General features: G+C 61.3%; 21 protein-coding genes. 9 read left to right on the top strand and 12 right to left on the bottom strand.

The genetic code is table 11. The annotated features are described in order from the left end of the window. Positions 1 to 282 precede the first annotated feature (282 nt). Together GGU46_RS05265 and GGU46_RS05270 are read right to left on the bottom strand one after the other, a co-directional pair. Entirely contained in the window at positions 283 to 2,868 is a 2,586-nt protein-coding gene (locus GGU46_RS05265; protein WP_183402470.1) for a site-specific DNA-methyltransferase, read from the bottom strand. Positions 2,869 to 2,879: 11 nt separating this feature from the next. Beyond that, positions 2,880 to 6,005: a BPTD_3080 family restriction endonuclease gene (locus tag GGU46_RS05270; RefSeq protein WP_183402471.1), complete on the bottom strand. Its 3,126-nt coding sequence runs from the start codon at positions 6,003 to 6,005 to the stop codon at positions 2,880 to 2,882. A 136-nt stretch (positions 6,006 to 6,141) separates the two neighbouring features. On the opposite strand from GGU46_RS05270, the gene GGU46_RS05275 reads away from it, so the two are divergent. Continuing rightward, on the top strand, positions 6,142 to 6,519 hold the full coding sequence (locus tag GGU46_RS05275) for a helix-turn-helix transcriptional regulator (protein WP_183402472.1): 378 nt from the start codon (positions 6,142 to 6,144) through the stop codon (positions 6,517 to 6,519). 11 nt (positions 6,520 to 6,530) lie between these two features. Further along, positions 6,531 to 7,478, top strand: a complete 948-nt coding sequence (locus tag GGU46_RS05280; RefSeq protein ID WP_183402473.1) for an HNH endonuclease — start codon at positions 6,531 to 6,533, stop codon at positions 7,476 to 7,478. Positions 7,479 to 7,621: 143 nt separating this feature from the next. On the opposite strand, the gene serA is transcribed toward GGU46_RS05280, so the two are convergent. Together serA and gloA2 are read right to left on the bottom strand one after the other, a co-directional pair. Beyond that, the gene (serA, locus tag GGU46_RS05285) at positions 7,622 to 9,523 is read right to left on the bottom strand and encodes a phosphoglycerate dehydrogenase (protein ID WP_183402474.1); all 1,902 of its coding nucleotides are present in this window, start codon (positions 9,521 to 9,523) and stop codon (positions 7,622 to 7,624) included. A gap of 110 nt (positions 9,524 to 9,633) precedes the next feature. Continuing rightward, complete coding sequence (gene gloA2 / locus GGU46_RS05290) at positions 9,634 to 10,023, bottom strand: SMU1112c/YaeR family gloxylase I-like metalloprotein (protein ID WP_183402475.1); 390 nt, start codon at positions 10,021 to 10,023, stop codon at positions 9,634 to 9,636. A gap of 154 nt (positions 10,024 to 10,177) precedes the next feature. Between gloA2 and GGU46_RS05295 the strand changes: the two genes are divergently transcribed. Both GGU46_RS05295 and GGU46_RS05300 read left to right on the top strand, forming a co-directional pair. Beyond that, positions 10,178 to 11,035 (top strand): serine hydrolase domain-containing protein, encoded by an 858-nt coding sequence (locus GGU46_RS05295; RefSeq protein ID WP_183402476.1) that lies wholly within the window; start codon positions 10,178 to 10,180, stop codon positions 11,033 to 11,035. A 6-nt stretch (positions 11,036 to 11,041) separates the two neighbouring features. Beyond that, the gene (locus GGU46_RS05300; RefSeq protein WP_183402477.1) at positions 11,042 to 11,368 is read left to right on the top strand and encodes a hypothetical protein; all 327 of its coding nucleotides are present in this window, start codon (positions 11,042 to 11,044) and stop codon (positions 11,366 to 11,368) included. A 34-nt stretch (positions 11,369 to 11,402) separates the two neighbouring features. Here the strand turns inward: GGU46_RS05300 and GGU46_RS05305 are convergent, their stop codons facing one another. The 3 genes from GGU46_RS05305 to GGU46_RS05315 all read right to left on the bottom strand — a co-directional run bounded on the left by GGU46_RS05305 (position 11,403) and on the right by GGU46_RS05315 (position 13,944). Continuing rightward, positions 11,403 to 12,116, bottom strand: coding sequence for a DUF421 domain-containing protein (locus tag GGU46_RS05305; RefSeq protein WP_183402478.1), 714 nt, complete (start codon positions 12,114 to 12,116; stop codon positions 11,403 to 11,405). A gap of 113 nt (positions 12,117 to 12,229) precedes the next feature. Then, complete coding sequence (locus GGU46_RS05310) at positions 12,230 to 12,706, bottom strand: GNAT family N-acetyltransferase (RefSeq protein WP_183402479.1); 477 nt, start codon at positions 12,704 to 12,706, stop codon at positions 12,230 to 12,232. Between the two features lie 287 nt (positions 12,707 to 12,993). Next, positions 12,994 to 13,944, bottom strand: coding sequence for an aldo/keto reductase (locus GGU46_RS05315; protein WP_183402480.1), 951 nt, complete (start codon positions 13,942 to 13,944; stop codon positions 12,994 to 12,996). A gap of 83 nt (positions 13,945 to 14,027) precedes the next feature. Between GGU46_RS05315 and GGU46_RS05320 the strand changes: the two genes are divergently transcribed. Together GGU46_RS05320 and blaOXA are read left to right on the top strand one after the other, a co-directional pair. Beyond that, on the top strand, positions 14,028 to 14,609 hold the full coding sequence (locus GGU46_RS05320; RefSeq protein ID WP_246398589.1) for a YdeI/OmpD-associated family protein: 582 nt from the start codon (positions 14,028 to 14,030) through the stop codon (positions 14,607 to 14,609). Between the two features lie 32 nt (positions 14,610 to 14,641). Beyond that, the gene (gene blaOXA, locus GGU46_RS05325) at positions 14,642 to 15,460 is read left to right on the top strand and encodes a class D beta-lactamase (protein ID WP_183402481.1); all 819 of its coding nucleotides are present in this window, start codon (positions 14,642 to 14,644) and stop codon (positions 15,458 to 15,460) included. 40 nt (positions 15,461 to 15,500) lie between these two features. Here blaOXA and GGU46_RS05330 read toward each other — a convergent pair whose 3' ends face one another. From GGU46_RS05330 to GGU46_RS05350, 5 genes are all read right to left on the bottom strand, one after another. Next, on the bottom strand, positions 15,501 to 16,850 hold the full coding sequence (locus GGU46_RS05330; protein ID WP_215906255.1) for an alpha-amylase family glycosyl hydrolase: 1,350 nt from the start codon (positions 16,848 to 16,850) through the stop codon (positions 15,501 to 15,503). A 352-nt stretch (positions 16,851 to 17,202) separates the two neighbouring features. Further along, complete coding sequence (locus tag GGU46_RS05335) at positions 17,203 to 18,642, bottom strand: alpha-amylase family glycosyl hydrolase (protein WP_215906256.1); 1,440 nt, start codon at positions 18,640 to 18,642, stop codon at positions 17,203 to 17,205. Positions 18,643 to 18,886: 244 nt separating this feature from the next. Further along, complete coding sequence (locus tag GGU46_RS05340; protein WP_246417564.1) at positions 18,887 to 19,315, bottom strand: DUF983 domain-containing protein; 429 nt, start codon at positions 19,313 to 19,315, stop codon at positions 18,887 to 18,889. A gap of 465 nt (positions 19,316 to 19,780) precedes the next feature. Continuing rightward, positions 19,781 to 20,665 (bottom strand): AraC family transcriptional regulator, encoded by an 885-nt coding sequence (locus tag GGU46_RS05345; protein WP_183402482.1) that lies wholly within the window; start codon positions 20,663 to 20,665, stop codon positions 19,781 to 19,783. 11 nt (positions 20,666 to 20,676) lie between these two features. Beyond that, on the bottom strand, positions 20,677 to 21,138 hold the full coding sequence (locus tag GGU46_RS05350) for a hypothetical protein (RefSeq protein WP_183402483.1): 462 nt from the start codon (positions 21,136 to 21,138) through the stop codon (positions 20,677 to 20,679). A 68-nt stretch (positions 21,139 to 21,206) separates the two neighbouring features. Between GGU46_RS05350 and GGU46_RS05355 the strand changes: the two genes are divergently transcribed. The 3 genes from GGU46_RS05355 (at position 21,207) to GGU46_RS05365 (ending at position 23,738) form a co-directional block, all read left to right on the top strand. Then, on the top strand, positions 21,207 to 22,379 hold the full coding sequence (locus GGU46_RS05355) for a helix-turn-helix domain-containing protein (protein ID WP_183402484.1): 1,173 nt from the start codon (positions 21,207 to 21,209) through the stop codon (positions 22,377 to 22,379). A gap of 227 nt (positions 22,380 to 22,606) precedes the next feature. Next, on the top strand, positions 22,607 to 23,122 hold the full coding sequence (locus tag GGU46_RS05360; RefSeq protein WP_183402485.1) for a hypothetical protein: 516 nt from the start codon (positions 22,607 to 22,609) through the stop codon (positions 23,120 to 23,122). 37 nt (positions 23,123 to 23,159) lie between these two features. Then, the gene (locus GGU46_RS05365) at positions 23,160 to 23,738 is read left to right on the top strand and encodes a YceI family protein (RefSeq protein WP_183402486.1); all 579 of its coding nucleotides are present in this window, start codon (positions 23,160 to 23,162) and stop codon (positions 23,736 to 23,738) included. Positions 23,739 to 23,839: the final 101 nt, after the last annotated feature.

Raw genomic sequence — 23,839 nt, forward strand, 5'->3', positions numbered from 1 at the left:
ACGCCATGCCACATTGGGCTCTCTGGCTAACGTAGAACATTGCAACGAAACTGTAAAGATGCTTCGACCGCACTCGGTATGAGAGTCTTTTGCTCACGATTCGCACTCCGGTTTGGCGGGCAGGCGGCCCTTTTGCGGCTCTCCACCAGTGCCAGTGGTCTTGACAGAATGCCGCCCACGGACCCGAACCTACATTCGTTAGTACCAACAGCCCCCGCCATTTCAGGGTAGCACTGAAGCGGCGGGGGCTGTTGGTAGTGTTACGAGGAAATGGCGGAAAGGCTATAACGGTAGTACCCGGGTGCTTTCTTCGCCAAATTGGCTGATAACGCGCACCGCCACCCGGCGGCCTTTCTGTTGCGGGATAGGATGAGAGCGGAAGCCGTACAGGCGTGCCCACGCATCTTCGTCCAATTCTACGCGCAAGGCGGCTTCGGCGCGTTTTTTAGCCGTAGCACTGGCCTGATTATCCAGCTTCTGTCGCCACTTGCGAAACTCGGTTTTCTCTCCGCCGCAGAAAAATACCTGCCGCACCAGAAAGTTGGAGCCGTCGTAGTCGTCGTCGAGCATCCAGTAGGCAATGTCCTCCACCGAGCGGGCGGCCAGGCGGTTGTGAATGGGGTCCCAGATGTCGAGGCCACGCACCTCCACGCACACTTCGCCGGGCGTTTCGGCGGGCACTACGGCAATTTCCGGCTCGCCAATGGTGACGAAGGAAGCCGCTTTCTTGTCCTTTTTCAGCAATCCTTCCTGCAGCAAATCCTCGCCGATGCGCACCCGCGTGACTTGGAACGTGCCGGCCGAGAAGGTTTGCTCCCGGTTTTCAATGCTATCATCGAAGGCGAAGCCCAGCAGCACCAGCCAGTCGGCGTCGCCCAGTTGGCGGCACTCGCGCACGGCTTCGTTCACTTGGCTCTTACTAACCGTACCGAAGCGCGGACCCAGCAGGAAATAGGCCTTCCGCTCGTGCCCACCGGCGTCGCGCCAGTAGCCCTCGGCCGGCAGGGAGGGCGAGGCGCGCTGCTCCACGCGCAGGAACACGGCGTGCTCATTTTTGGCCCCGTTGCGAATGCCGGCCGAGGTGAGGCCGGCAAACACCCGCTGCTCAAACTGCTGCTGACTTTCCAACTCCTCCGGCGCAGCCGCCGCGGCCGTTACCTCCTCCGGCGCTACCGGATTGAGGCTCTGCAGCGTTTCGACGGTGAAAGGGCCCGCCACGCGCAGACGCTTCTTGTCTTCCTCGGGCTGGTCGTAGAGCTTTTCGGTGGCCGGCGGCTCGTCGTTGGCCAGGCTTTTCAGGGTGATGTGCGGAACTTCCTTGTAGATGAAACCCTGGCGCAAATCCTGCCCGCTTTCGTCGTAAAGCTTGTAGTAGGGGAAAGCCGCAGTCATCAACCGTGTTTTAGCAATGTTGAGGGCAATGCGCGAGGTGTCAATAGTAATCCAGCGCCGGCCCCACTGCTCAGCCACGTACGCTGTGGTGCCGCTGCCGCAGGTCGGGTCAAGCACCAGGTCGCCGGGGTCGGTGCACATGAGCATGCACCGTTGGATAACCTTCGCTGAAGTTTCGACAATATATTTTTTATCCGAAGCGAAACCTGCTATGCTGGTGTCATTCCAAATATTAGAAATAGGAAAAACCGGAAAATCGTTGAAGTAGCGACGATAATACAAATTAGTACCTACTGCCTCAAGGCGATTTTTAGCAGCTAGATTCCTAAGGCCTTTTTCGTCGGTTTTGAAAGTGCCCTTTCCTGGTGTGAAAACTTTATTCCAAAGATGAAATTCTCTTAAATCAGTTCCCGATGCACCTCGTTGGCTGGTTAGGTTATCTATGCGATAAATCTGAGCGCCCAAAGGTAAACGGCCAATATCTGCTCTTTCTTCAGCTGTAAGACTGCGCTTAGTCCCATCTACCAATTCAACTTTGCCATAAGCTGTTCCGCCCTCACCACCTACTACCTTGAGGTTATAGAGTTGACGGTATTTTAGGCTTGTTTTCGCTCTAGCATACCAAATAATATAATCGGCAACGCTTTCAAGTAATTGCTCTCCCGTGCTAGTGGTAGTTTTGTACGAAATCTGAGCTACGAAATTTCCTGCACCAAACACCTCATCCATCAGGTTCCTTACCAAATGCACGTTCTCGTCGGAAATCTGCACGAAGCAGGAGCCGGATTCGGTGAGTAGCTCGCGGGCCACCAGCAGGCGGTTGCGTAGGTAGCTGAGGTAGGAGTGGATGCCCAGCTCCCAGGTGTCGCGGAAGGCTTTGATTTGCTCGGGTTCGGAGGACAGGTGCTCGTCCTTACCGTCCTGCACGGTGCGGTTATTGAGCTTGATTTGCCAGTTCGAGCCGTATTTGATGCCGTAGGGCGGGTCGAGGTACACCATTTGCACTTGGCCGTTAAGGCCTTCCCGTTCGAGCAGGGAGGTCATGACGGCCAGCGAATCGCCCAGGATGAGGCGGTTTTCCCAGTCGGAGTGGTGCTGGTAGTAGCTCAGGGGCTTGTCCAACTCGTCCACGTCCTGGTAGCTGGGGCCAAACAGGTCGAGTTGGGGCGCGCCGGCCTGGCGCTGGCGGTAGAGGCGCTGCATGAGGGCCTCGGGGCGCACATGCTCGTGGCGGTACAGGGAGCGGATGTCGAGGCGGAGGTAGTCGGGGCGCTGCTCGGGGTCGTCGTAGTCGTACTTGCCCAGCCAGTTCAGGTGCGGATCCTGGCCGCGGTGGATGATGGGGTCTTTGTCGAGCACTTTGGTAGCGTGGTGTTGAACTTTGGGATTGATTTGCTCGGCGCCAGCCTCGGCTTCCGACGGGATAAGGGGCCGCTGGTCGCGGTGGTGGTAGGCGGCAGTAGCTTTATCAGGCATAGAGATAAAAATCAGAGGGCTTCAATCTTGGCCACCAGCTGGTTGCGGAAATACTTCTCGTCCTCGCTGATTTCCACGAAAGCCCAGGGCTCGTCGGCGGGTAGGCCCAGGGCGGCGAGGTGCTCGTTCACGGCGGGCAGCCAGTAGTGCTCGGTGTAAAGCTTCTTGGCCTGCTTGTCCTTGTTCATGCCCGTCACCTCGATGATGAGGTTGACCACCTGGCCCGTCTGGGTGCGCACGCGGGCCAGAAAATCGGGCACGTAGTCGGCCTCGCGCCCGTCGCGCAGGTAGGGAATGCGGAAGTCGAGAAAAGCATTCTTGACATAGCACAGCACCTGGGGCAAGTCTTCGAGCACCTTGGCGCAGATCTGCTCCCAGCTTTGGGTGTCGGCCACCACATAATTGACGTGGCTTTTCGTGGTTTCAAAGACCGGCCTGGAGGTCTGGCCCTGCACGTAGCGGGTGCTGCCGCGCGGGTTGTAGTAGCTGGGCACGGGCCGGATACGGCGCTCCGTGGCCGGCTGTCCCACCACAATGGCTTGGTTGATGTGGGCTGCCACCTGGCGGGCGTCCCAGCGGACCACCAGCCGCTTAAAGGCCGGGTCGGTTTGGTGCACCAGCGTCAGGCACTGGTGGTACCACTGCTCCACCAACTGGCGCACCGGCGCGAAGTAGTGCAGCAATGGCTGCCCGTCGAGGTCGGTGAAGTGGTAGCGAATCACCTTGCTGGCCAGGTCGTAGAATACCTCATGGTCGCGCAGCTCGTCCTGGCTTTTGAGCGTGATTTCCTCGGTCTGGTCGGAGAAGGCCGTGCCCAGCACCGTATGCGTCGGAATCTTCGAGTAGTCTAGCTCGAACTTGCCGGCCGCCGCGAAATCAGGGCGCAGCTCCCCGGCCGGAATTTCCTCGCGGTAGCCGGTCAGGTTAGGGAAGATGATTTCCAGCGGCTGCCGTTCCGGCACCGCCCGAATCACCGTCAGGTCGGGTCCGGGGGCGGGGCCGCTGCCGCCGCCCGGCCCGCGCCGAAAGGCTTTGAAGGGAATACCGATGATGCGGGCATATTCGGGCGGAAACTTGTAGGTCACGTCCCGGGCCCGGCTGGTAGTGGGCTGGCCCTTGGCATCGTAGCCCTGCAGCTCGTAGGAGCGGCGGCGCAGGGCGCGGCCCGCTACCTGTTCGCACAGCAGTTGCGAGCCGAAGGCCCGCAACCCCAGAATGTGGGTGACGGTGTTGGCGTCCCAACCTTCGGTAAGCATGCTCACGCTCACCACGCAGCGCACGTGGGCGCCCAGCTTGCCGGGCCGGCCCACCGTGTTAACCACCTCCCGCAGCAGGTCGGCGTCGGTGAGGTCGTCGGCGGAGCGGGCGGGGTAGAGGCGGCGGTACTCCTGCCGGAACTGCCGGATTTCGTCCTGAAACACACGCCGGAACTCCTCGTCAATCTGCCCGCTGTTTTCCAGGGCGTCGGAGTCGATGAGGAGGGTAGGCGGGCGGTGCTTGGCCTGGCCGGTGGCGTGGTAGTTCGAGAAAATGTCGTGGTGGCCCTGCACTACCGTGTGCCCGTGCTTGGGGTCGGGGTACTCGTAGCCGGCAATGTGCTTGTACACTTCCTTGGACACGCTGGTGTTGTTGCAGACCACAATCAGCACCGGCGGGGCCGTGAACAAGTCGGCCCGTTGCTCGGTGCGGGTGCGCACGTTGCGGTCAAACTCCTCGTAGTGGGCCACCAGCTGGTCGAGGGCAATGACTACTTCCTGGGGCAGGTCAGGGCGCTTTTCTGTGTATGCTGCGCCCTTTTCGCGGCGCTCGGTGGCCTTACCTATCTTGGGTAGCTTGTCCTTGACGTGCTCGTAGAGGTTGCGCAGCACCGGCATGTCCAGGGCCTGGGTATCGTCCTTTTCGGGCAGATAGGGAATTTTCACCAGCCCGCTTTCAATAGCTTCTACCAGCCCAAAATCCGTCACAATCCACGGAAACAGGGTATAGGGCCGGTAGCCCGAGCCTGTGAGGTAGTAGGGCGTGGCCGACAAGTCGTACACGGCCGCGAGCTGGAAACGGTGACTTAGCTCACGCAGGCCGCTAAACCACACGGCGGCGCGGGCATTTTCCTCGGCACCAGCTTCTTCGCCCTCGGCGGTTTTTTTCTTTTTGCCGGGTGCGGCTTGCGGAAGGTAGCAGTGGTGGGCTTCGTCGTTGAGCACCAGCAGGCGGCCGCCCGGCCGAAAGTTGCCGAGCAAGCGCCGGAAAACCTGGGCGTAGTCCTCGTATTCTTCCTGCTTCTTGCCGTCGACCCCAATCTTGCCGTCGAAGACACCGCGCTTGTTGCCCTGCAGGGTGCGCGGCTCAAACTGGTGGTAGTTGACGATGACCAGCCGGTCGTTCAGGGCCGGCAGCCAGTCTTCGTAGGCGGGCGGTACCAGCTGCCGCTCGTGGTAGTAGTCCTTGGCCGTGTGGTAGGTGCCGGTGGTATCCACGCGCAGCACGCCCAGCCGGTCGCGGATGGTGATGCCCGGGGCTACCAGCAGAAAGTAGTCGGCAAAGCGCACGTCCTGCCGGTACTGGCGGCGGTTGAGGTAGTGGTACAGGATAAGGCCAGCCATGACCACCGTTTTGCCGGTACCCGTCGCCATCTTGAAGGCAACGCGTGGCAGCTGGTCGGTGGGCTGGCTGGATGCCGTTTGCTGGCCCAGGCGTAGCTGATTGAGGACGTGGGTGCCGGCATTGGAGCGGGCGGCTACTTCGTTCAGCCACACGGCGGTTTCCACGGCTTCGCGCTGAGCGAAAAACAGCTTTTTCTTGGGCGAATCGGAGTCGGGAAACCAGTAGGCCAGTAGCTCACGGGTTACGCGAGTAGTATCGGGGTAGCCGGCAGCGCGCCACTGGCCTACCTCCTTGCGAATCAGGTTGATGAGGTGAGTGCCGTAGGCCGCGGCGGCCTCGTTGAAGGCAAACACTTCCTTCTGGCCCTGGTGCTTGCCGGGCACTACCTGCACCTCAGGTACAAATAGCCGTCGGCCTTTCTCAATGGTACCGTAGTCGAGGTTGCCTTGTAAGTCGGTAGCGTAGTGCTGGGCGGGTTCCTGATAAGGATTGTTGAGGATGGGGTTATCGGGGAGGCGTAGCGCAGTTGATTCCATAAGACACACTTATGGGACAAATATGCGACAATAAAAGAGCAAAAGAGCTCTGAAGCGTCCCGTATTGGCCTAAAAAACGACCTGGCTGCGTCACGGGCGTTGTCCGAATTTTGTCCAACGCAACTCAGTTAAGGCAATGGCGGCGCAACACCGGGGCGAAACTCTACTCACCATTATCCGCAAAAACGGCGTCAACCAAACCCAATTGGCGCGCGACCTGGGTATGTCGCGCTCCAACTTGTACCGGCGCTATGAGGTGGCCAACCTGTCGCCGGCATTTCTGCGGCAGGTGGGCGCGGCCATTGGCCTCGACCTGTCAGGCTACTTCCCGGAGTTGCGGTCCGAAACGAATGTAGTGGCCGAGCCGCTGGCTGCCTACGAAATCCCGAGCCCAGTTGACTGCCAGCAGCGGCTGCTGCAGGTGCTGGAGCAGTTTGCCGAGAAGGTGCGGCAGTACGATGAGTTGAAGGCCCGCTACGACGCGCTGCTTAGCAGTCAGGAGCCCGCCCGCTAAGCCCCAAGCCTATGAAGTTTTATGTTGGGTTGACCGACACGCGTTGGTTTGATTTTCTGCGCCAGGAACCCCGCGAAGACGTAAATTTCTGGAAGCCATTGGGCGGTACCAATTTCGGGGCGGTGCCGGCTGGGGCGCCGTTTCTGCTGAAGCTGCGCAAGCCTGAGCACTGCATTGCGGGCGTGGGATTTTTCACCAACCAGATTATGCTGCCCGTAGCCACGGCCTGGGACATGTTTGGCCCCCGCAATGGTTTCCGCGACTATGCCGAGTTTGCCGCCGCCATCCAGGCCTACCGCAAGGCCGCGGGCAAGGAGTACAAGCCCGACCCGGAAATCAACTGCCTGGTGCTGACCTCGCCCATTTTCTTTCGGAAGCCCGACTGGATACCCGCCCCAGCCGATTGGCGTGACCCCATTGTGACAGGCAAGGTGTACGGCACCGACACTACAATCGGCGCTCAACTCTGGGCCAACGTCAGCGCCACGATGATGCGCTACCAGCAAACTCCGTTCTTGCAAGAGCTGGCTACCGATTCGTTGGTGCTCGAATCGCCGGCTATCTACCGCGAAGCCCTTACCAAGGTGCGCATTGGACAAGGGGCATTCCAAGCGTTGGTTACGCAGGCCTACGGGAAGAAGTGCGCTATTTCGGGCGAGAAAACCCTGCCGGTACTCGAAGCGGCGCACATTCAGCCCTTCTCACAGGCCGGTCCTAACGTACTGCCCAACGGCCTGCTCTTGCGTTCCGATTTGCACAAGCTCTTCGACCGGCACTACCTTACTATTGACGCCGACGACCATACCATTCATGTGAGTAGTCGTATCCGGGAGGAGTTTCAGAACGGCAAGGAGTATTACAAGTTCGACAAGCAGCCGCTAGCCGTGCTACCCCACAACGTTCTGGATCGGCCGGCTCAGCAGTATTTGCAGTATCATAATGGGCTGTTCAGGCCGTAAGATGCCTCCAACGCAAGGCAAGGCGCACTACCTTGAGTGCAGGATTATTCCGCGCAGACCAAGAAATCGGGGTACCTGTGAATGGTTTCCCCAGCTTCCTGGCTCTGCTTGGAATGACCGTTCTGTTTTCTATCCTGCTACCCCTAGTACAGCACCCGGAACTTAATGGTGTGCTCTACTTTGCGCAACTCCCCGATTACTTCCGGCTCGTACTGCTTGTCGATGTCGGTAATCACGTAGCCGATGTGCTCGTTGGTTTTCAGGTACTGGCCCAGGATGTTGACGTGGTGCTGGGCCAGCACGTTGTTGATGCGGGCCAGTACGCCGGGCACGTTGTGGTGGATGTGGATGAGGCGGTGGGCCTGCTGCTCCGGCAGCTGAATGTTAGGGAAGTTGACGCTCTGCTGGGTGTTGCCGGTGTTCACGTACTGCATAATCCGCTCGGGCACAAACTCGGCGATATTGCGCTGGGCCTCGGCCGTGCTACCCCCTACATGGGGCGTAAGCAGCACGTTGGGCAGGCCGCGTAGCTCACTCTCAAAGCTTTCCTGGTTGGTTTTGGGCTCGTAGGGAAACACATCCACGGCGGCGCCGCCCAGGTGGCCGGACCGAAGTACGGCGGCCAGGGCGGGCACATCTACCACGTGGCCGCGGCTGTTGTTGAGCAGCAAGGCGCCGGGCTTCATCATAGCCAGCTCAGCCGCCCCGATGAGGTTGGTGTTGGCCGGGCGGCCATCTACGTGTAGAGTCACAATGTCGGACTGACGTAGGAGCTCCTCCAGGGTGCGGCACTTTACGGCGTTGCCTAGCTGCAGCTTCTCGGCCACATCGTAGTAGAGCACCTGCATGCCCACGGCCTCGGCCACTACCGACAGCTGGGAGCCAATGTTGCCGTAGCCCACGATGCCCAGCTTCTTGCCCCGGATTTCAAACGAGCCCTTGGCCGACTTATCCCACTCGCCCTGGTGCATTTTGGGGCTTTTCTCGGGGATGCGGCGGGCCAGCATGATAATTTCGCCCAGGGCCAGCTCCACTACCGAGCGGGTGTTGCTGAAGGGCGCATTGAACACGGCCACGCCCTTTTTCATGCAGCCCGTCAGGTCAATCTGGTTGGTGCCGATGCAGAACGCCCCGATGCTGATGAGGCGGTTGGCCGCGTCGAGCACCCGCTGGGTTACCTGGGTTTTGCTCCGGATGCCCAGAATGCTCACGCCCTCAATCTGCTGCACTAGCTCGTCTTCGTCGAGGCCGCCGGGCACGGTATCTACCTGGTAGCCTTCCTGGCGGAACAGCTCGGCGGCGCGCGGGTCGGGGTTTTCGAGCAGCAGGACTTTGATGCGGTTTTTGGGGTAGGAGAGGGTCATCGGAAGCTTGTTCTGGTAGAGAAATTCGTCGAAGGAAGGCAGCACCTCATCGGCGCGGGCCACTACGGCCTCGCGGTGCACGTTTTCGGTGAAGGCGTAGAAGCGGTGGGCCAGCCCGGCCTCCCGGATCTGGTAGTCGGTGTAGCCGTCGCCGAGGGCGTACACGTCGCCGTCGAGGTCCAGTTGGCGCAGCTGCAGGATTTTGCCTCCGTCGCGGCTCAGTACGTTTTCGGGGTCGAAGCCCGTGATGCGGCCGTCGGCATCGAAGGTGAAGGTGTTGGCCAGCACATGGTCGGCATCGATGCCGAACTCGGCTACCACCGGCTCAATAAACTCCCGGAAGCCGCTGCTGACAATATACACCCGCCCGTGAAACCGCTCGAAGAAGCTGCGGTTGCGCTGGATGCTCTCCGATACTTTGCCGCGCAGGCGCTCCACCAGCAGCGGCAGGTGCTCGCGCCGGGCCGGCAGCAGGGCCAGCCGCTGTTTCAGGGACTCCGAGAAGTTCAGCTCCCCGCTCATACCCCGGTCCGTGAGGGCCCGGATGGCGCCTACTACCTCCTCCCGGTTGGGCTGCCCGGCCAGGGCAATGTCGGCCAGCTCGTCGAGGCCTTCTACCTGGGTGAAGGTGCTGTCAAAATCAATAATGAGGTAGGGGAGAGGCTGCGGTTGCTCGGGCATAGTGGGGGCAAGGTAGAACGGAAAGCGCAATGGCCGGAACGCCAGTGACGCACGTTCTACGATTTCAAACGAAAAAGAACCGCTCCTTACCCGTCTGGCAAGCTGGCGCCCTACCCCTCGTAAAACTCCAAAGGCAGCCCATCGGGGTCCTGAATAAAGGTGAAGCGCCGGCCGGTAAGCTCATCGGTGCGCACGGGCTCGGCCGCTACGCCGCGGGTAGTGAGGTGGCGCACGGTGGCATCGATATCGGACACGGCAAAAGCCAGGTGGCGCAGACCAGCGGCTTCGGGGTGGCTGAGGCGGGCCGGCGGGGTAGGAAAAGAAAACAGCTCGATGACGTACTGCCCGCCCAGGGCCAGGTCCAGCTTCCAGGACTGCCGCTCCGCCCGGTACACCTCCCGAATGACACGTAGGCCCAGCACCTCAGTGTAAAACTGCTTGGAGCGGACATAATCCGAGCAGATGATGGCAATATGATGGATGTGAAGCAAAGGCAGCATAGAACGAAGAATAAGCCGGGGCAATGAAAACTGCCCTTACACCAGCCGGGCCACCGGGCCCGGCGCGCGGAGCGGTTCAGATGCGGGGCAATGGTTGCAATATTCGGCAGCTTACGTTTACTTATAGCAGGAACTTGCCAACCGGATGCGGCCTATGAAAGCGCTGTGCTGCCTGAGAATATTGCTGGCGCTACTGAGCACGGGCCCGCTTGCCCTGGCGCAGGCAGACAAAGTCGTTTTTCATACCCTGGACCGTAGGAGGCTGCGTCCCTCAGAAATTGACTGGCTGGTACGGCAGCGTATGGAAGCGGCCCGCGTGCCGGGGCTGGCCCTGGTCCTGCTGGAAAACAACCAGGTGCGCTACCTGCGCACCTACGGCCGGCGCAACCTCGAAACGGGCGCCCCGCTGGAGCCCAGCACCGTTATGTACGGAGCCTCCTTCAGCAAGGCCGTTTTTGCCTACCTCGTGCTGCAACTGGTACAAGAGCAGGCCCTGGAGCTCGATAAGCCCTTGTACCAGTACCTGCCCAAACCCATTCCGGCGTACGAGCAGTACCAGGATCTGGGCCCGGATACCCGCTGGCAGCAGCTTACGGCCCGGATGGCGCTTACCCACACAACAGGCCTGCCCAACTGGCGCTGGATTGAGCCCGACAAGAAATTGCGCTTCAAGTTTGCGCCCGGCACTCAGTACTGGTACTCCGGGGAAGGACTGCAGCTGCTGCAACTGGTGGTAGAAACCGTAACGGGTAAAAGCCTGACGGAGCTAAGCGCCGAGCGGGTATTTCAGCCGCTGCGCATGTCCCGGACCAGCTACGTCTGGCAGCCCGCTTTCGAAGATAACTATGCGCTGGGCTACGACGAACAGGGCCAGGTAGTGGGCATCCGGAAGCGCACCAAACCCGGGGGCGCCGGCTCTCTGAGCACCACGCCCGCCGATTACGCGGCCTTTCTGGCAGCCGTTATGCAAGGCCGGGGGCTTACTCCCGCCGCCAAGCAAAGCATGACCTAGGCCCAGGTGCGTATTCCCTACCAGGCCCAGTTTGGCCCCCTGGCCACCGTAGCCGCTCCCGACAGCAACCGCGCCATTCAACTGGGCTACGGCCTGGGCTGGGGTACGTTCGTTTCGCCCACCCACGGACCCGCCTACTTCAAAGAAGGCCACGATGATGGGTGGGAAAACCACAGCGTGGTGTTTGCTGACCGCGGAAAAGGACTCCTGTTGGTGAGCAACAGCGCCAACGCCGACCTGCTGTTCAAGGAGCTGCTGGAAAAGCTCCTGGGCGACACGGATACCCCCTGGCAGTGGGAAGGCTACGAGCCCTACGTGGCCGGAAAGAAGTAGCTACCCCAGAAGCGGGCGGACCGCCCCGGGCTCCCTACTGAATGCGTTTCTCGGCGCAGGCAGGAACCCAGGCTTCCTGCTGGCACACCTCACAGCGGGCGGTGCCGCCGCGGGGCAGCTCCTGCACGTGCCCGCAGCAGGCGCAGGCCTGGGGGCCCGCCTCCTCGGGGCGGCGCCGCGTCTCTCCGAACCGCTCGGGCCAGATGGGCAGACCGGGCCGCACCTGGTCGTCGGCAAAAAAGTAAATGCTCACGTTGCCGGTCGCCTCAATGTAGGCCCGGCGCACCTGGCCCAGGTGTTCTACCTGGTACTGGCGCAACTCTCCGAACAGTTCTTTTTGGGTCAGGTTCTGCTTTTTCAGGATTTCGTGCTTGATTTCACCGTCCTCGATAAGCAAAACCGGCGCGCCCTCCAGCCAGTCCGAAAACCGGGGGTAGTGCTCGGTCAGGCGGTTAAAAACCAGGTACAGGCCGGTAACCATCACAAATACCACGGCCACATGCAGCAGGGGCACGTCGTCGTAGAACATGGCGTCGCCGGCGGCGGAGCCCAGGGCCAAGATAATGCTCAGCTCAAAAATAGACAGCTGCCGGACCCCCCGCCGCCCCGTTACGCGCAAGGCGCCCAGAATCAGGAGGTAAGTAACTAGGCAGCGGAAGGCTATTTCCAACAGAAACAGCACGGGCGCCTCATCAGAAATCAGAATACGTTTCCAGTCGAAAGGTTCGATAGTGGTGGCAAGCAGCATGAGCAACGAAAAAGCAGCCCGGCCAATCCGGCCGTATCTGGTCTAACGCAAGGGGTAGCTCCGCAGTTAATTTAATTGACATGAATGCCCCGGCCCGCTGCGGGACCGCTCTGCTAACCCCGTGAGGTAAGCGGCAGCACCAGATGGTGGGTAGAGGGCGCAAATCCCAGAGCCGTCCAGAACTGCAAGCCGCCGGGGTTGGCCACGGCTACCTGCAGCTCCAGGTGGTCAGCCCCCTGCCGGGTCAGCCACTCCCGGGCCGTCTCGAATAGCAGGCGGCCGAGGCCCGTGCGCCGGTACTGAGGGCGCACAATGGTTTCGGCAATGTAGCCGCGCCGGTTGAAGTGCATGCCGTTGTTGCCGATCTGGTACATGGCCACCAGCAGGCCCATAAGTCCCCGCTCGTTCTCGGCCACAAAAAACCGGGTGTACGGCTCCTGCAGGCGCTGAAGCAGCACGCGCTTTAGCTCCGCTTCGGCCTGCCGGTAGTAGCCAAAAACAGGATGATAGGCTTCGTGCGAGTCCATGAGCTCACACCAGATGGCATACAGGGCGTCGAGGTCGGGGCGGGTAGCGGTACGAATGGTCATGGGCGAACACCAGGGAAGAGCAAGCGCAAAATTTGCGGAAGGTAGCCGGAAAACGACGCTAACCCAGGCCCCGCGTTGCAACAGGCGGCTTGCCGTAGTGCCTGCCCCATCTGAACAGGCTACCCCCGCTACGGTTGTGCTGCGGTGCAGGTGTCCGGTTTTCGGCGGCGCACCAGGGCCTCGCAACCTTGATAAGCTACAGGCCGAACCCGGCTCAGCTCTCAGTGGCTGAATCCGGATTCGGCCTGTAGCTATAAAAGGAGGTAGGGCTAGAAAAGGAGGTAGGGCTAGGCGCTGGCCTGGTTTAGCTCTTGGAGGTCGGCGGGGCTCAGGCTCAGTTCCGTGGATTTGAGCAGCTCCGTTACCTGCTCGGGGCTGGTAGCACTGGCAATGGGGGCCGTGAGGCCGGGCTGGGCCAGTATCCAGGCCAGGGCTACCTGGGCGGGCGAGGCCTGCTGGCGGGCCGCCACGGCATCCAGCGCGCCCAGAATTTTCAGACCCTTATCATTCAGGTATTTCTGGCCTACCCCACCGCCGCGGGCGCTTTTCTGCAGGTCGGCTTCGGTGCGGTACTTGCCCGTGAGGAAGCCCGCGGCCAGGCCGTAATAGGGAATTACGCCAATGTGATGCTCCTGCACCAGGGGCAGCAGCTCCCGTTCGAACTCGGCCCGGTCGTAGAGGTTGTAGAGGGGTTGCAGCGTTTCGTAGCGGGGGAAACCGTGCTGCTGGCTGGCCTCCACGGATTCGCGCAGACGAGCGGCATCGAAGTTCGAAGCCCCAATGACGCGCACTTTGCCTTCTTTCACCAGCTGGGCGTAGGCCTCCAGGGTTTCCTCCACGGGCGTGGTCGGGTCGTCTTTGTGCGACTGATACAGGTCGATGTAGTCGGTTTGCAGGCGCTTGAGGGAGCCCTCCACGGCGCGCAGGATGTAGTCCTTTTTCAGGCCCTTGTTTTCGGGGTTGACCTCCCAGCCGACTTTGGTGGCAATCACCACGTCGTCGCGGCGGCCACGCTGCTGCAGCCACTTGCCGATAATGGTTTCCGACTCGCCCCCGACGTGGCCCGGCACCCACACGGAGTAGCCGTCGGCGGTATCAATGGCGTTGCCGCCCCCGGCCACAAAGGCGTCGAGGATGCGGAAAGAGGTAGCCTCGTCGGCGGTCCAGCCGAAGACGTTGCCACCCAGCACGAGGGGAGCGATGCGCAGGCCCGAGCGGCCCAGTTCACGGTGTTGCATGCACGTAAGGAGTAGAAATGAAGGAGGATGAATATCTTAAACCAGACCAACGCGGCAAGGTTGGCTACTTTTAGGCTCCTTTCATGCTGATGCCCATGGCCCGCAAGCTCGATACGTTGGAAGTGGTGGATGTTCTCAGCCGGCCAGCGTGGCGGGCGTGGCTGGTTGCGCACCACGAGCAGCCCGTGGGCGTGTGGGTGGTGCTACACAAGAAAAACAGCGTATCGGGCACGCTCAGCTACGCCGAAGCGGTGGAAGAAGCCCTATGCTTCGGCTGGATTGATTCCTTACCCCGCAAGCTCGACGAAACCCGCTACCAGCTGTACTTCTCGCCCCGCAAAAAAGGCAGCGTGTGGTCGGCGGTGAATAAAAAGCGCCTGGAGCAGTTGCAGGCCGCCGGGCTGCTGATGCCGGCCGGGCAGGCCAAAATCAACAAGGCCCAGCAGGACGGTAGCTGGACCGCCCTGGATGAGGTAGATGCCCTGCTGCTACCCCCTGATTTAGCCGCTGCTCTGGCTGCTACCCCTGCGGCGGAGCAAAACTTCCAGCGCCTGGCTCCCAGCGTGCGCAAGCAACACCTGCAGCAGCTGACCGCCGTGCGCCGGCCCGAAACCCGGCAGCGGCGCATTGCCCAACTACTAGAGCAGCTGACTGCCGTAAAGTAAGCTCGGGTGCCCAAGGCCGTTATCTTCGCTGCATGCTACGGTTTCGCTATCTACTGTTCGCCTCGGGTATTTCGCTGCTGCTGGGCGCCACACCTGCTACCTCCGTCACCGAACGAAACTTCCAGAAGCAGTTCGAGCAGTACGGGGTGGAGGGCTCTTTTCTGCTGTATGAAACGGGCACGGGCCGCTTTACGGCCTATAATGAAAAGCGCTGCCGCCAGGGTTTCCTGCCCGCTTCCACCTTCAAGATTCCGAACACGCTCATTGGCCTGCAAACCGGCGCCCTGCCCGACACGGCCACCATTTGCAAATGGGACGGGGTGAAGCGCGACTTCCCGCAGTGGAACCAGGACATGAGCTACGCCCGGGCTCTGCGCGTGTCGTGCGTGCCGTGTTACCAGCAGTTGGCCCGGCAGGTGGGGGTAGGAACGTATAAGCAGTGGCTCCGGAAGCTGCGCTACCCCGGCATCCTGGTCACGCCTGCCACCCTCGATACGTTCTGGCTCGATGGTAATTCGCGCATCAGTCAGTTCGAGCAGATTGATTTTCTACGTCGGCTGCAGGCAGAAACCCTGCCCGTAGAGGTGCGGCATCAGCGGGCCGTGAAGCAGCTTTTGCTCCTGCAGAAAACGCCCGGCTATGCTCTCTACGGCAAAACCGGCTGGCGCTTCCGCTCCGCCACCAACCCTGATAACGGCTGGTTTGTGGGCTGGGTGCAGCGCCCCGACGGCCGTACCGCCCTCTTTGTCCTTAATGCAGAACCCGCCGGAGGGCAGGCCGCCGATACACGTTTTGCCGCCGGCCGCCGGGCCCTGACGGAAGATATACTGCGCGAAATTGGCTGGATGTAATGCTGCCTTCTGGGTAAGAATGGGAGCCGCCGTTTTACACCTACACTTGCTTTTCCAGCACCCGCCAACCGTGGGGTGGTAGCACCACCTCTTGGCCTTCCTTGAGCACAAGCTGTTCACCGCTGAAAACATCCAGCCAAATACCAACCGCATCAGCCGGAATGAGAAGCGGCTGCGGCTCCGGGCTAGTGTTGATACCGGTGAGTACCGCCGCCAAGCCTTTGTGGCGCAGGAAGCTGTACGTGTCAGCAGGGCCCGGCAGGCGCTGGAAGCGGCTGAGCGGGTCGCCGTTCTGGAGGGCAAAGTGGCGGCGCTTGAGCTGAAGCAGGCGGGTATAGAACTCCTGCAGGGGATAGTCCTGCCAATCAATAGTATCTTTCTCGAAGAAGGCAAGACGCTTGTTCAGGCCTGCTTCCTGACCGGTGTACACCAGGGGCATACCGGGCAGCAGCACCGTCAGGACCGCAAACGGCAACGCCAGCGGACCCAGGCGCTCATATTCGGTGCCATCCCAGCTGTTCACGTCGTGGTTGCTGGTGAAGTGCATCAGGTACACCGAGGGCGGATACTTGGCCCGCTCGGCCGCCAGGTACTCGTCAATATCGTGGAGCGGCTGCTTGCCTTCCGCAATGTGGTCGAGGAGGTAATGCAGGCGCAGGCCAAAGGTCATGTTGAAGGCCTTTTCCAGCAGCTTGGTATCGGAGTTAAACTGCTCCCAGGTCAGTCCGCCCGAGGGGTACAACTCGTCCCACTCGGCCAGCATAAACAGGGGCTTCACGGCGTCCAGCTCCAGGCGGGCAGCATCCCAGAAATCGGTAGGCACCAGGCCGGCCACGTCGCAGCGGTACCCGTCAATGTCGGCTTCGCGCACCCAGTAGAGCAGGGCATCGGTCATGTAGCGGCGCAGCCCCGGCTGGGCGTAGTCGAAGGCAACCACGTCGGTCCAGTCGGGTACGGGGGGTAGGAGGTTGCCCTGGGCGTCGTGCTGGTACCACTCGGGGTGCTCTTGCACCAGTGGGTTGTCTGGGCTGGTGTGGTTGGCTACCCAATCAAGCAGAACGCGCAGGCCGAGGTCGTGGGCGGTTTTTACCAGGTAGCGCAAATCATCCAGGGTTCCGAACTCAGGGTTCACCCCGAAGTAGTCTTGCACCGCGTACTGGCTGCCCAGCGTGCCCTTGCGCTCTACCTCTCCAATGGGGTGAACGGGCATGAGCCACACCATGCTGATGCCCATGGATGCCAGCCGCGGCAGGTGTTCCGCAAACGCTCTAAATGTACCTTCTGGCGTGAATTGGCGCAGGTTTACTTCGTAGATGGTGGCGTTGGCAGCCCAATCGGGGTGGCGCACCTGAAACAGGTGGGCGCTAGGATGCAGCTGAGGTTCAGACACGGCAGAGGGTAGGCGAAAACAAGTTGGACTGCACCTGCCTACGCGAAATCAGCCTTTCATAGCCGAAAAATGCCTCTCCTATAGTGTAAGTGAGCAGTATAAAGAAAAGTCATGTCGAGCTTGCCGAGGAATCTCGCGTGCGGATGGTGGGCCTTACCCCAGCCCCCTCTCCACAGGGAGAGGGGGAGTAGATACTTTGGCAACGTCAGCCCAGCGAGATGCTTCGACTTCGGCTCCGTATGACAGTTACCAATGCAACATCAGCACGCGAGATGTCTCGGCAAGCTCGACATGACGTTCTGGGGAAGCCTGTGAGATACTGCGGTGTAGGCTCTGCTCCTAATATTTCAGCCTAAAACCAGCTATTGTCGGGGTCTGGGAGCTGCTCATACACGCGGTAGCTATGTGGGGTCAGCAGGAGGTCGGAGCCGGAGCCGAGCTTGGTTACCTGCCCACTGAACACGTCGCGGTACACGCCGGGGCCCAGGTCGCGCAGGCGAATCTGGTGGGGTTGCTGGCCTAGGTTCACGGCTACCAAAACTGCCTTTGGTCCCTTGCGGCGCACGAAGGCGTAGGTTTCCGGGCTGGCCTCGGGCGCCATTCGGATAAATTCGCTGCATGGGTCGCCGTTGCGCAGGGCCGGGTGGCGCTTTTTGAGCTGCAGCAGGGTAGTATAGAAATCCTGCAGGGGGTAGTCTTGCCACGGAATGGTGTCCTTATCAAAGAAGCGCAGCCGCTTTTTCAGGGCTGCTTCCTGGCCGCTGTACACCATCGGGATGCCGGGCAGCAGGGTTGTGAGCACGGCCTGGGGTAGGGCATCTTTGCCGAGACGCTCGTACTCGGTGCCATCCCAGCTGTTGATGTCGTGGCTGCTGGTGAAATACATCAGGTAGGCCGAAGCCGGGTAGCGCGTGCGCTCTACTTCGCGGTAAGCATCGAGGGCCGTGAGGGGCTGCTGGCGGCGGCTGATGCTGTCGAGAAGGTAGCGCATGCGCAGGGCGTAGGTGGCATCAAAGGCCTTTTCCAGCATACCGGTATTGGGGTCGAACTCACCTTTTTTGAGGAAGGGCGGGTTGTGCAGCTCATCCCATTCGGCCAGCATAAACACGGGCTTTACTTTCTCCAGAACGGGGCGCGTCTGGTTCCAGAAGTCCATGGGCACAAGGCCAGCCACATCGCAGCGGAAGCCGTCGAAGCCCACGTCGCGCAGCCAGTACACCATGCTTTCCTGCATGTACTGGCGCAACTCCGGCTTGCTGTAATCCAGGTCGATAACGTCCTGCCAATCGGACACGGGCGGCACAAACTGGCCCTGGGCGTTGCGGGTAAACCACTTGGGGTGCTGCTGGCGGAGCTGGCTGTCCCAGCTGGTGTGGTTGGCTACCCAATCCAGGATAACGTGCATGCCGAGCTTGTGCGCGGTCTGAATCAGGTGGCGTAGGTCGTCCAGAGTGCCAAACTCCGGGTTTACGGCCCGGTAGTCCTGCACGGAGTACTGGCTGCCCAGGGTGCCTTTGCGGTTGAGCTTGCCGATGGGCTGAACCGGCATCAGCCACAGAATGCCTACCCCCATTTTCTGGAGGCGGGGCAGGTGCGCCTCAAAGGCCCGAAAAGTGCCTTCGGGGGTGTATTGCCTAATATTGACCTCGTAGATACTGGCCGAATCGGCCCAGGCCGGGTGCCGGATGGTGTAGGCTTCGGGAGCCGCCGGGGCGCAATCGGTGGTAGGCTCCATGCGGCAGGCCGCCAGAAGCAGCAGGCCGAGCAGATAGGAAAGAACAGTGCGGGACATGCCGAAAAGTACCCCTTTTCCGGCACTTGGGCTCCCAATGGGAGGTAGCAAAAGCGCCGGGCAGCAGGTCATGCAGCTCGGCGTGAAGGTTTTGAAAAGTAATACCTGGATATTGAACCGCCGTCATTCCGAGCGCAGCCGAGGAATCTCGCGTGCTGACGTTGTAGTTACTATTGCAACATCAGCACGCGAGATTCCTCGGCTGCGCTCGGAATGACAGTCTATGAGCAGCCGGCCTGCTACCCTAGCCAGCTTTCAGGGCGTTCCGCGGTTCGTAGCGGACGCCGCCGAACCAGTACAACATCAGGGTGCGGGAGTAGCGCAGGCTAAGCGGAGTCAGGAGCACGGCCACTACGGCTACGCTGGTCACATATACCCACACGGCCGGGTCGTGGAGCAGGAAGTACACCAGAAAGCCCGTTACCAGCATAATGGCTGTGGAAAAGGCATAGCTGATAAACATAGCGCCCCAGTAAAAGCCGGGCTCAGGCTCGTAGGCTTGGGCGCAAACCGGGCACCGCTCCGGCATCTCGGCAAAGTGGATAGGGTTAGCGGCAGAGTGTGTGAACAGGTGGCCTTCGTGGCAGCGGGGGCAGCGTTGCTGCAGCATAGCCAGGCCCGTAGATTGTATCTTCGTCATGATTTCCAGGTAGTTGGTGAAATCGTTATGCAAAGATAAAATCCCCTTCCTGCGCCCGTAAGAGCCATTTCCGGGTTTGTCCGGTACAAATCAATTCGTGGAATGGGGGGATTGGGTGATGAGGTGAAGGGCGGTCTGGCGGCAGACTTCTGGCCACAGGCCAGGCGTCTGCCCGCCGGCCAATGGGGCAAGTCTCCTGACTTGCGGCCGCCAACGGCGGCCAGCTCGCGCCCACGCCGTTTGGGTGATTCTGCGATTCCCGTTAGCTGGAGTTTAATATGGAAAAGCAAGCAGTGTGATATTCTCGTGCTGGCTGCCTTTTAGCTTTCGAGGAAGGGTAGCAGGATGTGCAAAACGGCGCGGGCGGCCCCAACGCGAGCTGGCCGCCGTTGGCGGCCGCAAGTCAGGAGACTTGCCCCATTGGCCGGCGGGCAGACGCCTGGCCTCCGGCCAGAAGTCCGCCGCCAGACCGCCCTTCACCTCGCACCTCATCCCCATTTACCTCATCCCCTCATCACCCCCATACCGAAAGCCCTCCGGAGTTTGACCGGTGTGCTTGCGGAAGTAGCGGCCGAAGTAGGAAGCGTCGTCGAAGCCGAGTGTGTCGGCCACCTGGGCTACGGTGGCGGAGGTGTGGCGGAGCAGGCGGCGGGCCTCCATCAGTACGCGCTCCTGCACCAGGGCACTGGCGGTTTTACCCAGGTGGCGGCGGCAGAGGGCGTTAAGATGGTTGGGCGAAACGTGCAGCAGGTCGGCGTAGTGCTGCACCTCGCGCTGCGTGCGGAAACGCTGGTTGAGTAGGGCCCCAAACTCGCGCAGCAGCTGCTGAGCGTGGCGCGGCTCGCCACCTGCGGGTTGGGGTACGGGGGTAGGGTAGTGGCGGGCGGCCAGTTCCAGGCAAATGTGGAGGTAGGAGCGAAACACCTCATCCTGCTGCGGGGCCGGGGTAGTGTGCTCCTGCCACATGCGCTCAAATAGTGGCAGCAGCTCGGCCTCCGAACTGCCCAGCTGCAGCACGGGCGCGTGAAAGTGGTTAAAGAATGGGTACTCATAGAGCCGCCCTCCGGGGTAGCGGGCCAGGTAAAAATCAGCCTCGAACAGCACCACATACCCCTGGGCACCTTCGGAAAGCTGCCAATGATGCACCTGCCCCGGCGTCATGAAAAACAGGCTGCCCGGTTGCAGGTCGTACGTCACCAAATCAATGGTGTGCGTGCCCTGGCCCTGCGTAACGTAGAGCAGCAGGTAGAAGTCGTGGGCGTGGGGCCGGCTGGTTCCGGGGAAGTTGGCCACGTGCCGCGCCAGCTGCTCCAGGTACCAGGGGCGGGGCCGTTGCTGCGGAAACGAGTCGAGCGTCAGGACGGGCAGGTGGGGCGGTTGCATACGGGCACGGGTTACTCGCCGAAGTTACGGAGCCGCTTCTTGCTGAGCTCGTAGCTGATAATGGCTGGAATGTAAAAGGTGATGTCGGCCAGAAACTTAGCGGCCAGTATGCCGCCCGCCCGGCTGCCCATCCAGCGGGGCAACCAGTACATGAGAGCCGGCCGAATCAGGAAGCTGTCGAGTACCTCGGCGGGCCCGAACTCCACGGCCAGGGCCCGCACGTTGCGCCCGAAGGTGCGGGACGTATAGCGCCGGCCCTGAGCCTGCAGCTCCCGGCGCGCCAGCCGCACATCCTGCCCCAGCAGCCACCCAAAATAAGCCACATTGCCGGCCCAGGTGCCCGCCAGCGCGGCCCGCAAATCCTGCTCCGGCGCCAGGTGCCACGCCAGCCCGGCTCCGGCCAGCGTAGCCACCACCGAGAGTACCTCGGCGGGCAGGTAACGCCGAAGCCATTCGCGGATTTTGGGTTTCATAGGCACTGCAGAAAACCGACTATTTTGCTGGTCAAAGATACAGGCTCACCTCTCACGCAGCGGCCCCCATGCTGATACCCTTTACCCCATTGGTAGTTGTGCTGCTGGCCGTAGTGGCGCAGGCTCTTTTTGCGGCCGGACTGCTGTGGGTGGCCCCGGCCAACCGGGTGCCCAACCGGTTTCTGGCTTTACTGATGGGGTGTATCGGGCTGTGGCTGCTCGACGGCTTCTTCCGGGTGGCCAACATCTATGGGCAAAACGCCAACTGGTATTTTGCTCCCATTTATTACTCGTTTGCCTTCGGGCCGCTGCTGTACTTCTACGTGCGCAGCCTGATCAACCACGATTTCCGATGGCGGCCGCGCTACTGGTGGCATTTCGGGCCGGTGCTGGGGCAGGCCGCGCTGTACGGGTGGCTGCGCCTGCAACCCTACGAAACCCGGCTGTGGTTCTGGGCGCAGGTGCATCGGCCCTACACCTACCGCCTGGAGTTTATTGGCACCTGGTTTTCGCTGGTGCTGTACCTGGGGCTGAGCTGGCACCTGCTGCGCCAGTATCAGCGCTGGCTCCCCGATAATTTTTCGGAGACGTCGCGGCTGCGGCTGCAGTGGCTGCGGGTGCTGCTGGCAGCCGTGGGGGTAGTGAGCCTGCAGTGGCTGCTGGAGGTGGTGCTGCGCGAGTTTTTCGGGGTGTATTATCAATACGACTACTCCACCGAGCTGCTGGGCATTGTGCTGTTTCTGATTGGGGTAGTGGGCCTGCGCCAGGCCGATATGCGGGCCGTACACTTCGCGCCCGAAGCAGACGCCCCCTCCAAATTCCTACCCCATACCTCGTCGCCAACCCCGGCAGCCGAAGCTGCGGCCGGCGCGGAACCTGCCGTTTCGCCTACCCCCGCCCCGGCCGTAGATGCCTCGGTTCTGACTCGTATTCAGCAAGCGCTAGAAGAAGAGCGCTTGTATCTGAACCCCACCCTGACCCTGGCCGAGCTGGCGGCGCATACCGGCCTGCCCCCGCGCCTGATTTCCTATACCATCAACGCCGGCCTGGGCCAGTCGTTCAACGACCTGGTGAACGGCTACCGGGTGGCCGAGGTGAAGCGTCGCCTGGCCCTGCCCGACGCCCAGCGCCTGACCCTGCTGGGTATTGCCCTGGAAAGTGGGTTCAATTCCAAAACCACATTCAACCGCATCTTCAAGCAATTCACCGGGGTGGCTCCCCGCGACTGGCAAGCCACCTAACAAAGACTGCAGCCGGTTACTATTTGGTTGGTAAAGTGTTGTTTGAAGGAGTTTTATATGGGCAATGCTGCTCGGTCGGTTCCGATGGCAGAGGTTCAGGCCCCACTAAGGGGTAGGAACAAATAGGGTTCAATGCCGGATCTGGGACGTCCCGAAACCGAAAATGGGGCGTTTCGGCTGCTTGCTGCCACCACCTTTGGGTCCTGCATCAACCCTTGCAATGCCCCATGAAAACGCCCCTGCTCCTGACCCTGGTGCTGCTGCCCGCCGCCGGGGAGGCCCAGTCCAATCCGCCCGCGGCGGCCTGGACCAACCACTCCCGCGTATTGCCCGACAAGCTCCGGCAGGTACCCGTGGGGCTCACGCTCTGGCACACGCCTAACCCCAACTACCCCGAGCCCAACCCCGCCCAGCCCGGCGGCTACGTCTGGAAGCACAGCACCCGGGTGCGCTCCGAGGTAGGCGAGCTGGAAGTGGTGGAGTGCGGCAGCTTTATCTGGTACAATGAAACGGGCTGGCAGGCCAACATGCGCGAAACCCCCGCCGAGTTTGCCGAGCTGTTTCGCTGCCCCGGCGGCCGCCTGCGCCCCGGTCGCACCTACACCTTCGCCAGAAACTACCGCTACGCCGACAGCCGCCAAGCCCTCTACGGGGGCGACGCGCTGTGGTATGTTCTGGCCCGCGACAAAGCCGGCCGCCTCTACAAAGGCCTGGGTCTTATTGAAACCGAAGCGGGCCGGTAGGGGGCTCCGTGTGCTAACCTCTACCTCCCTGCTGCTCATGAAAATGCCCCTTCTATTCTTGTCCCTGCTGGTCTTGCTGGCACTGACTGCCTTTCGGTCTCCGTTCATTTCCTACCATGCCCTGCCCTCGGAAAGTCGCCTGACCTGGACGGGCTACGCCGAAACCGGTGCCTATGCCCCCACCGGTACCGTGCAACTGCGCAGGGGCACCCTGGAGTATGATGGCCGCGCCGTGCGCCAGGCCCGGTTTGAAGTTGATATGCGCACCATTCAGCATGAGCAGGCCACCCTGGCCGAGCATCTGCGCGGCGCCGATTTTTTTGCCACCGACCGTTACCCCACGGCGGTGTTTGTATTGCGTGAGTTCCGGGCGGGCACGGCCCTGGGGCAGCTCACGGTGCGCGGCGTTACCCGGCCCGTAACGTTTCCCGTAACCCTGACGCCGCTGCCCGCCGGCCGGCTGCGCCTCACCGGCGTGGCCACCCTCGACCGCACCAAGTTCGGGGTGAACTACAACTCCAGCAGCTTTTTCCAGAACCTGGGCTCCTATGCCATTCGCAACGATTTTAAGCTGACCATTGATGTAGTAGCGGCCCGCCAGACTCCGGTCGGTTGAGGAGCCGGGAAAGCGCGGGCCGGGAGGGTTGCCACGTAAGTTGGGGGTAGGATACCGGGGAAGCAGTGCGGGCAGAACAAGCAGCCAAGGCAACGTCCGCC

Origin of the sequence: Hymenobacter latericoloratus (genome assembly GCF_014199535.1) — a bacterium.
Classification (GTDB): domain Bacteria; phylum Bacteroidota; class Bacteroidia; order Cytophagales; family Hymenobacteraceae; genus Hymenobacter; species Hymenobacter latericoloratus.